Below are 9471 nucleotides of genomic sequence, written 5' to 3'. Positions count from 1 at the left end.
CCGCTTATTCGCTCCTCCCGCGAGCCTACCCACCCCCCCCTAATCCCGCGTGGGCGGCTGCCCCCCTTCGCCCCGGGCGGCGCCCTGGGCGCACCCAATCTGGCGGGCCGGCGCGCTCCCCCGCCCCCCCCCACCGCCGATGAGGAAGGTCAGTGTCTTGCGATCAGGCAAAGCTGTCGCGCAGGCTGGTCGCGGTGCCGGCGAAGCGGCCACGCACCACACCGAAGACCGCGCCGAGCACCAGCCAGAACACCAGATTGGTCACGGTCACCGCCACCACGAACTGGTGATGCAGCCCTTCCGGGATCGCCGTCTCGTAACTGTCGGGCTGCGGTGCACCGACAACATGCGGTGCGACGATCAAAAAGACGGCAAGGATCGCCAGCGGCAGCGACTTGCGGAACGCGATCAGGCCGAGACCGGCAGCGGTTGCCGCCACCGTTGCCCACCACCAGATCTGCCGCTGGGTGAGATCGGCGGCCGGCATGGCCGGCAGTTCCGGCGGCAGGCCGAGGCCCGGTGCCAGCGTGAACACGGCAAAGCCGGCAAGGCCCCAGAACACGCCCTGGCGCCAGCCACCGATGCCGCCGGCGAATTCGGAGACCGCGACCAGGATCAAGGCGAAGCCGATGCCGGTGACGATATTGGCAAGCACGCTGAAGGCGAAACGCTCGAAACCGTCTGCCGGCGCCCAACCTTCGTCTGCCGGAGCGGCTTCCGCCGCAGCCGGGGCAGCAGAGCTCATCGCATCTCCCGCCGGAGCAGTTGTGCTCATGGCATTGCTATCCGTTGCGGCCGGAGCGCCATGGTCATGGTGATGCCCGCCGCCCGCCTGTTCGTAAACTTCCGCCTTCAGGATCAGGGGCACGGTGGCATAGGCCTGCAGGCAGGCGAGGACGACGCCGGCCACGAGCCCTGCGATCGCCGCGATGAACACGACGTTGCGAAACAGATTCATGATGTCAGCCCCTCGTCAGTGGCAGGGAAACGCCATCGAATGGCGATAGTCGTGAGCCGCATTATGGACGGCATCGATATGCGAGAAGCCGACAAAGCCCATCACGAAAATGCCGAGCAGCGCGGCAAGCGCGAGCTGCATGAAGCGCGACTGCGAGGAGACGGAGGCGCCGAGGGAGACGGAAGCGGTAGTCATGTCTTGTCCTTTCGCCCTCCACCCGAGGGCATCGAAGTCAGTTCCTGTCGCCGGCAGGTCTCCTGGCTCACGGATCAGCGTCCTTCCCCACCTTCCCGAAGAAAAAATCCTCAGTGGCTTATGGAGAGGACTACCGCACACAGTTGCGGGGGCAGCCACGGCATTGGGCGAAATTCGCCCTCACCGCATTCCCTCTTGGCTCCAAAATGGAACCGGCGACACCGGTGACTATAGGCAGAATCCTCGCTTCCGGCAAACCAAATTCCGCCGGTGACCATTGCGAATGCGCCATGAAGGTCAAAGTGATTTCGGCAGATAGCGCCACGTCACAAAGCCGCAGACCGCCGCCAGCAGGCCGAGCGTGACGAACACCGAGCCCAGGCCGAAGAAGGCCAGCGCCACCGAATAGACCAGCGGCGGCGTCAACTCGGAAAAGTCGAGATAGGTGCGGTAGACCGCTGCCATCTGAGATCTTTCATAGGAGCGCACCGAGCGCATGAAGGCGGTCGAGCCGAGGGCGTCGAGCGCAATGGTGAAGAAGGCACCGCAGAGCAGGAAGGCGCCGGTAAGCAACGGCACGGTTTCGCCGACGAAGCCCGCCGCCAGCAGCGCGGCCGACATGGCGAAATAGGCAAATGTCATGGTTCCGCGGCCACCAAAGCGCTTTCCTGCCTTGCCCCAGAAAATCGCCATGAACAACAGCGCGTTGCCGGCCGAAACCAGCAGGCCACCGGCCAGCTTGCCCTCGCCCGTGATGACCATGAACAGCGGCCCATAGACGAAGAACGTCGTCCAGAAGCAGGAGCGGCCGAAGGCAATCAGCCAGGCCAGTCTGAGCCTGGGCTGCGCGACGAAGCGGCCGATATTGGCGAGCGGATTGACGGGGCGCGTCTTGCCCGGACGGATGGACTGGTTGTCGCCGAGGCGGTAGGTCCAGAACAGCGCCAGCAGGGCAAACGCGAACACCGCGACCGCACCGTGCGCGGCATAGATGCCGAAGCGCGTGTAGAGGAAGATGCCGAGCGTCGGCCCACCGGTCCAGGCCAGCATCGACCACGCCATGCGCAGCGATTCGGCCTGCATGAAGTCGGTCTTGCGGATGTGGTCCATGATGTAGAGGTTGAGCGTGATCGACAGCGCGCTGGCGCCCATCACCCGGCACAGCATGCCGGCCAGTTGCCCGGCAAGCGTGTCGGTGACGAAGAACAGCGAGCCGACGGCCAGCAGGCAGGCGCCTGATGTGTAGACCCAGCGCCGGGCAAAACGGCGGATCAGCATCGGCATGAACAATGTCACCGACAGGCCGAGCATCGCCACGACTGTGTAGAGCATCGACACGATCTGCTCGTTGTGCAGGATCTCGTAGGCCTGGATCGGGATGACGCTCGACACCGTGGCGCGGGCGAAGGATTCGACCGCATAGAGCGACGCGAAGGTGCGCGCGTCCGCGGCCTTGAGAGCCGGCAGCCAGATCGGATGGCGCACATGGGTGGACATTGCTTTCCCCGAAGCAGATTCACCGGGTGAAATCTGACGTGGCGACCCCAGTGCCAATAAGAGGAAACCGACGTGCATCCGGCAAAAGCGAAGCCGGCCAAAGGCTTCCCGGCACTGGCCCAATGCCGCGGCCGATCCGGCGTTATCGGCAGGATTGCCGGTCTTCTTTTGTCCGGGGCAACCGTGATAGTCCTCCAACGGGGCTGAATCAGAATGCGAGACCATGAGCATCCAAACGCCGACCGCACCCGTTCAGGATCGACCAAAGCGCATCGTCGTCATCGACATCGTGCGCGGCATCGCGCTGATCGCCATGGCAAGCTACCATTTCACCTGGGATCTGGAGTTCTTCGGCTACACCGATCCCGGCCTGACCGCCTTCGGCTGGTGGAAGATCTACGCGCGCTGCATAGCCTCGACCTTCCTGTTCCTGGTTGGCGTCAGCCTGTACCTCGCCCATGGCCGACAGATCCGCTGGAACGGCTTCTGGAAGCGGTTTGCCATGGTCGCCGGAGCCGCGATCGCGATTTCGGTCGTCACCCGCATCGCCACCCCGGACGGCTTCATCTTCTTCGGCATCTTGCACGAGATCGCGCTGGCCAGCCTGCTCGGCCTCGCCTTCCTGCGCCTGCCGGCGCTGCTGACGCTTGTCGTCGCCGCGCTCGTCATTGCGGCGCCTGTCTATCTGCGCCTCGAGGCGTTCGATCACCCATGGCTGTGGTGGGTAGGCCTGTCGGCTAACAATCCACGCTCCAACGACTACGTTCCGTTGTTTCCATGGTTCGGCGCCGTGCTTGCGGGCATCGCGGTGACGAAACTCGCCGCAGGTGCCGGCCTGCTTGCCCGGCTTGCCAATCTGGCGCCCGGTCGCTTGGCCAACCCGCTGGTCTTCATCGGCCGGCACAGCCTGGCGTTCTACCTGATCCACCAGCCATTGCTGATCGGCTGCGTCTGGCTGTTCTCGCAGATCATGCCGGCGCAGGTCGAAACCCCGCAGGTGAATTTCCTCAAAACCTGCCAGCTGTCCTGCGAGCAGTCGCGCGACACCGAGTTCTGTACGAGCTACTGTGTCTGCATGCTCGATACGCTCGAGGGCGAGGCGACGCTTGATCGGCTCTACAACAACGACCAGACTGCGGAATGGAAGACGCATCTGTCCGATCTCGCCGGCATGTGTACCGCCAAGACGGACAGCAAGTTGATGGAGGAAGGGGTCAAATGACCGAGAACCAGCCGAAGCCGGGGCTCATACCGTGGCCGCCGCTGATCTACACCGCCGCCATCGCCATCAGCATCGCGCTGGGCCTGCTCTATCCCCTGCCCTGGATCGGCGATCTCCTGGGCGATATCCTGTTCGCCGCCGGCTGGGTGGCACTCGTCGCCGTTGCCGCACTCTGGTTCACCGCGATCCGCACCATGATCCGCGCCAAGACCACGCTCAACCCGAACGCTGTGCCCGATCACCTGGTCACCACGGGTCCCTTCGGCATCACCCGCAATCCGATGTATCTGGCCAACACGCTGCTGTTGATCGGCGTCGCCTTTGTCTCGGGCATCGTGTGGTTCCTGCCACTGGCGTTCATTGCCGCCTATGCCACGCAGAAGGTGGCGATCGAAGGCGAGGAAAAGGTGCTGGCGGCGAAATTCGGCAAGAAATACCGCGACTACGCGAAACGCGTGCGCCGCTGGATCTGAGCTGGCGCGTTCGTCATCCACGGGCAGAGCAAGGAGCACAGCGACGCGGCGCAGACCCGAGGATTACGAAAGCTCAGGTATTCACGCCAAGCTCAACCAGCCGCTCCACACAAGATTCCTCGGCCTGGTCGAGTTCAGCCAGCGTCTCCTCGAGATCGCGGCGCTTCTGCCGGAGATCCTCGCGCTTTTCCTCGATGCGCTTGATCATCAGATTGAGCTGGCCGACTTCGCCGGGCGGCTCCTTGTACATCTGGATGATTTCGCGGATTTCGTTGATCGAGAAACCAAGCCTCTTGCCGCGCATGATCTGACGGATGAGGTGCCGGTCGGAGGGGCGAAACAGCCGCGTGCGGCCACGCCGCACCGGCTGCACCAGCCCTTCGTCCTCGTAAAAGCGCAGCGTCCGCGTCGACACGTCGAACTCGCGGGTCAACTCGGTGATCGAATAATATTCTCGCATTGCCACTCCCGCACGCCGAAACCAAGGGGCGATCGCCATGCCGGCGTCACCCTTATGTCCCGAACCAAAACCCATGCCATGCCGGAATCGACATGGCGCCCCGCGCAAGCCTCGCACGGCATTTACGTAAAAGTCAATTAAGCCAAAAGGCGTGCCTTCAGGGCACACCGAACCACCACGTGGCAATGCCGAGAAATGCAAAGAAACCGACGACGTCGGTAACCGTGGTGACGAAGACCGCCGAAGCGACCGCCGGATCGATCTTGAAACGATCGAGCAGCAGCGGGATCAAGATGCCGGCCAGGGCGGCCACGAACATGTTGATGATCATCGCCGCCGCGATGATGCCGCCCAGATTGGGGTCACGGAACCAGGCTGCCGCAACGATGCCGATCAGGATGGCGAAGACGATGCCGTTGATGAAGCCGACACCCATCTCGCGGCGAATGATGCGGCCGGCATTGTAGATGTCGAGATCCCTGGTCGCCAACGCCCGCACGGTGACGGTCATGGTTTGCGAGCCGGCATTGCCGCCCATGCCGGCGACGATCGGCATCAGCACCGCCAGTGCGACGATATGTTCGATCGTGCGGTCGAACAGGCTGATCACCGACGCCGCCAGGAACGCGGTCAGAAGATTGATCAGCAACCACGGAACGCGTGATCGCGAGGTCGAAAAGATGCTGTCGGAAAGCTCTTCGTCGCCGACGCCGCCCATGCGCATCAAATCTTCCTCGGCCTCCTGCTGGATGACGTCGACGACATCGTCGATGGTCAGAACGCCAACCAGCCGTTCGTTCTCGTCGACGACTGCGGCCGACAAAAGATCGTACTGCTCGAATTCCCGCGCCGCCTCTTCCTGATCCATGGTGGCCGGAATGGCGTGCCGCGTCTCGTGCATCACTTCCTCGACCTTGACCGAACGCTTGGTGCGCAGGATCTGGTCGAGGTCGATGGCGCCGAGCAGCTTGAAGCTCGGATCGATGACGAAGATCTGGCTGAAGCGCTCGGGCAGGTTGTTGTCCTCGCGCATGTAATCGATGGTCTGGCCGATCGTCCAGAACGGCGGCACCGCGACGAACTCGGTCTGCATGCGGCGGCCGGCCGTCTCTTCGGGATAATCAAGTGAGCGCCGCAGCCTGATCCGCTCGGTGAACGGCAGTTGCGACAGGATCTCGTCCTGGTCTTCCTGGTCGAGATCCTCGAGAATGTAGACGGCGTCGTCGGAATCGAGCTCCTGCACCGCCTGCGCAATCTGCGCATTAGGCAGATTATCGACGATCTCCATACGGATCGCCTCGTCGACCTCCGTCAGCGAGGAGAAGTCGAAATCGGCGCCCAGGAGTTCGACCAGCGCGCGGCGCTGTTCGGGATGCAGCGCCTCGAGCAGGTCGCCGAGTTCCGACTGGTGCAGGTCGTCGACTTCATGCTTGAGGGTCAGCGTGTCGCGGTCTGCGATCGCCGCGCCAATCCGCGCCAGGAAGGACGAAAGCACGGCGCCGTCCTCGCCATAGATATCGGCGTGGTTGTCCTCGGCGGCCCTGGCGCCGGTCGTCCGTTCGTGCTCGCCTTCCACCAGCGCCTCCCGCCACAAGAATCCCGGAAAAGGTGCAAATCAGGTCTAGAGCATCGGACCCAAAAGGGGAAACCGGTTTTGGGAGAATCCGACGCTCAAAAAGAAAGTGGCGTAAAGTGCGGGAATATCAACGAAATGTGTCCGGCCCGCAGCGGGCGAGGCCGGTACAAATCGGATTCTGGGAAGAGAATGGTGCGGTCGAGAAGACTCGAACTTCCACGGGTTGCCCCACAGCGACCTCAACGCTGCGCGTCTACCAATTCCGCCACGACCGCACGTGGTAGAGCCGGAACCGACCGGCTCGCGGCGTGTAGCAAATCGTTTCCGGCGAAACAAGTGCACGGCAAGCAATAATGTCAGGCGATTGGCATAATGCTCCACAGGGTCCGAACGCAGCGTCGGAACTGGACGTTTGCGCCTGATATCGCCATATGGAAGGCAAGTTGATGTCACCCAAAGGTGCGAGGCGGTTTTGGGACGCGACATGCATAAGCGAAAAGACGATACGCCATGCCCGAACGCAGCCAGATCGCCACGTCGTTCCTGCCGCTCCCCGGTTCAGCACCGGTCGAATGGCTGATCGAGCCCGGCCTTACCGCCTATCCCGAAGCACTTGCCTTCATGGAGGCGCGCGCCGAGGCGATCCGCAGCGGGGCCGCCGGCGAAATGGTCTGGCTGGTCGAACACCCGCCGCTCTACACGGCCGGCACCAGCGCCCGCGGCGAGGATCTGATCGACGCCAGCCGCTTCCCGGTGTTTTCGGCCGGCCGCGGCGGCGAATACACCTATCATGGGCCGGGCCAGCGGGTCGCTTACGTCATGCTTGACCTGAAGCGGCGGCGCGAGGACGTCCGCGCCTTCGTCGCGGCGCTCGAACAGTGGATCATCGGCACGCTCGCCGCCTTCAATGTGAAGGGCGAGCGCCGCGAGGACCGGGTCGGCGTCTGGGTCGTGAGGCCGGATCGCCCTGCCCTGCCGGACGGCTCGCCGGCGGAGGACAAGATCGCGGCCATAGGCATTCGGCTGCGGCGCTGGGTGAGTTTTCACGGCATCGCCATCAATGTCGAGCCCGATCTCGACCATTTCAGCGGCATCGTGCCTTGCGGCGTGCAGGACCACGGCGTCACCAGCCTCGTCGACCTCGGCCTTCCCCTGACCATGGCCGATCTTGACCTGGCGCTGAAATCCGCCTTCGAGGATGTGTTCGGTCCCGCCACGGCTTTGCCTGTCGAAGCCGAGCGCAAGGCCGGCTGATTCTTCCTGACCGGTACGGCTCAAGGTATTGAGAGTCAGGTCAGGCTGGCATCACCTGAATATCAACACACCTCAGATGAGCTGGGCGGAGGCCCACAGGACGCCATAGCCATGGATGGCGAACACCGCTAGCAACGCCGCGGCCATGGCGAGGCGGTCGATGGTGCGGATCGGCTTCAGCTCGTAACGCGGCTTGACCCCGCTGCTCATCGTCAACAGGCTGAGGATCGAAAACACCGCTCCCGTCGCGAGCAGGAAGTTGGAGGAAAAGCCGGCCTGCCAACCCACGGCCAGGAAAGCCGAGAGCAGGAAGAAGGAAGCCAGCGCCAGCGCGACCGGCCCCGGACAGATCTGGCGCAGCACCTGACCGCCGTCGAATTTCCACACCGGCACCAGATTGGCGATGTTGAACAGTGCGGCGAAGCCCGCCAAGGTCGCCAGCAGGGCCGCCGCCAGCCGGTGACCTTCCGCGCCGGCAAAGGTGCTGGCAGCGATGACAACCGGCACCAGGAATGCGGAGAAGCCGGCGCCCATCAGCGCCACGAAGGCGACTTCGAAACGGCTGTCATAGGGCCGCCCACCAATGGCGACGCCGCCGAGCAGCGGAATGAAGATCATCCGTGCCCGGTTGTGGCCCATAAGCCGAAACGCCGCCATATGGCCAAGCTCATGCAGGGCGACCACCGATGTGAGGATCGCGGCAAGTGCCAGGCCGCCGAAGTGAAGGCCGAAGAATGGCCACAGGATCAGCGCCGAAAGCCCGGCGAAACCGACCTGGCTCAACGGATGCTCGAACCAACCGCCCTTGCGATACTCCCCGGTCCGCGTCCAGCGCTGCAGCTTGGAGAGTTCGCGGCGCAGGGCGAAATAGCGGAACACCAGGAAGGCGACGCCGCGATAGCGATCCGTCTGGCTGAGCGTCACCCGCGTGCTGGTGCCTTCGGAGACGAGTTCGGTGGTTTCGGAAAAGTCCTTCCAGAACGAAGCGTCGAGCGCGGTGTCCTCGATGACACGCATCGAGAAGCGGCTGCCTTCGACGACGTCTTCAAACCGCGACTTGCGTTCGATCGGCTTGCCGTCGCGACCTTCCCACGACAGCGTGATGCGGACCACGCCCTCGCCGTCCGGCGCCTCGGCGGAAAGGATCTCACCGGACCAGCCGGCATCGCTGCCGAGCGGCCACAGCGCCTGCCAGAGGCGCTGACGGTCCATTGCCACCAGACGGGTCAGCCGGACCGTGCGCAAACCAAGCGGCACGGTCATCAACAGAAAGATCAGCCCGAGATTGCTGGCCACCAGAATGGCCGTGACGATGGACGACACCTGGACGTTGCTCCCTGTCTTGCCGGGCCACCCTAACGCCGCGACGGCAAGAAAAGCTTAACGGCGGAACGGCCTTCGACCGTGCAGGAACAGCGACGGCGAACGCCGCCAAATCACATGGCTCCGATCCAGATCGCCATGGAAACGAGAAAGGTGCTCATGCAAACCAGTGAGATGACATCCTGAACCAGATCGGTCATAACTCTCTCCTGTTGTTGATATGTTCGCATTTTGTTCTAATTTTGTTTCAAAGTCAACGGGCACGATCCGCCCGCATCCGGATTTTTGCGGCGATCAGATCGGCAGGGTTAAGAAAGGGTTGATGGGCGTCGGACGGTGCTACGTGGGGAGATCGCGGCCTTTGCGATTAGCCAATACACCCATTGCTTCGTCATCCTAGGGCGGAGCAAGGAGCGGAGCGACGCGCACAGACCCTAGGATCCTGTGTGTTGTTCCCATGCTATGTCTGAAGTGGGAAGGAGACCGAGGGGATCCTGGTCGTCCTTTCGAGGA

9 protein-coding genes, 1 tRNA gene and 1 riboswitch are annotated in these 9471 nt (G+C 63.2%); of the genes, 3 read left to right on the top strand and 7 right to left on the bottom strand.

Annotation, left to right across the window (positions count from 1 at the left end; all coding sequences use genetic code 11):
- Positions 1 to 163 precede the first annotated feature (163 nt).
- From NKH52_RS34820 to NKH52_RS34810, 3 genes are all read right to left on the bottom strand, one after another.
- Positions 164 to 958: a CbtA family protein gene (locus tag NKH52_RS34820; RefSeq protein ID WP_352736786.1), complete on the bottom strand. Its 795-nt coding sequence runs from the start codon at positions 956 to 958 to the stop codon at positions 164 to 166.
- 15 nt (positions 959 to 973) lie between these two features.
- Complete coding sequence (locus NKH52_RS34815) at positions 974 to 1153, bottom strand: CbtB domain-containing protein (protein ID WP_013531117.1); 180 nt, start codon at positions 1151 to 1153, stop codon at positions 974 to 976.
- 35 nt (positions 1154 to 1188) lie between these two features.
- Positions 1189 to 1385: riboswitch (cobalamin riboswitch) on the bottom strand.
- A gap of 65 nt (positions 1386 to 1450) precedes the next feature.
- A complete protein-coding gene (locus NKH52_RS34810) occupies positions 1451 to 2650 on the bottom strand; it encodes an MFS transporter (protein ID WP_127297842.1) in 1200 nt (399 codons plus the stop codon).
- 223 nt (positions 2651 to 2873) lie between these two features.
- Here NKH52_RS34810 and NKH52_RS34805 point away from each other — a divergent pair, with 223 nt between their 5' ends.
- The gene (locus tag NKH52_RS34805; RefSeq protein WP_352736784.1) at positions 2874 to 3872 is read left to right on the top strand and encodes a heparan-alpha-glucosaminide N-acetyltransferase; all 999 of its coding nucleotides are present in this window, start codon (positions 2874 to 2876) and stop codon (positions 3870 to 3872) included.
- Entirely contained in the window at positions 3869 to 4345 is a 477-nt protein-coding gene (locus NKH52_RS34800; protein WP_352736782.1) for a methyltransferase family protein, read from the top strand. The genes NKH52_RS34805 and NKH52_RS34800 overlap by 4 nt, the downstream gene beginning before the upstream one ends.
- Before the next feature lie 73 nt (positions 4346 to 4418).
- Here the strand turns inward: NKH52_RS34800 and NKH52_RS34795 are convergent, their stop codons facing one another.
- From NKH52_RS34795 to NKH52_RS34785, 3 genes are all read right to left on the bottom strand, one after another.
- Positions 4419 to 4805: a MerR family transcriptional regulator gene (locus tag NKH52_RS34795; RefSeq protein ID WP_023685221.1), complete on the bottom strand. Its 387-nt coding sequence runs from the start codon at positions 4803 to 4805 to the stop codon at positions 4419 to 4421.
- A gap of 157 nt (positions 4806 to 4962) precedes the next feature.
- Positions 4963 to 6381 (bottom strand): magnesium transporter, encoded by a 1419-nt coding sequence (gene mgtE, locus NKH52_RS34790; RefSeq protein ID WP_023812369.1) that lies wholly within the window; start codon positions 6379 to 6381, stop codon positions 4963 to 4965.
- Positions 6382 to 6571: 190 nt separating this feature from the next.
- Positions 6572 to 6656 (bottom strand) — tRNA-Leu (locus NKH52_RS34785).
- Positions 6657 to 6891: 235 nt separating this feature from the next.
- Here NKH52_RS34785 and lipB point away from each other — a divergent pair.
- Positions 6892 to 7635 (top strand): lipoyl(octanoyl) transferase LipB, encoded by a 744-nt coding sequence (gene lipB, locus NKH52_RS34780; protein ID WP_352736780.1) that lies wholly within the window; start codon positions 6892 to 6894, stop codon positions 7633 to 7635.
- Positions 7636 to 7707: 72 nt separating this feature from the next.
- On the opposite strand, the gene NKH52_RS34775 is transcribed toward lipB, so the two are convergent.
- Positions 7708 to 8958, bottom strand: a complete 1251-nt coding sequence (locus tag NKH52_RS34775; protein ID WP_352736778.1) for a site-2 protease family protein — start codon at positions 8956 to 8958, stop codon at positions 7708 to 7710.
- Between the last annotated feature and the right edge of the window lie 513 nt (positions 8959 to 9471).

It is taken from the genome of Mesorhizobium sp. M1066, assembly GCF_040318635.1.
Classification (GTDB): Bacteria; Pseudomonadota; Alphaproteobacteria; order Rhizobiales; family Rhizobiaceae; genus Mesorhizobium.
The sequence above is the reverse complement of the archived record's forward strand: the minus strand, read 5'-3'. Positions and strand labels throughout refer to the sequence as shown.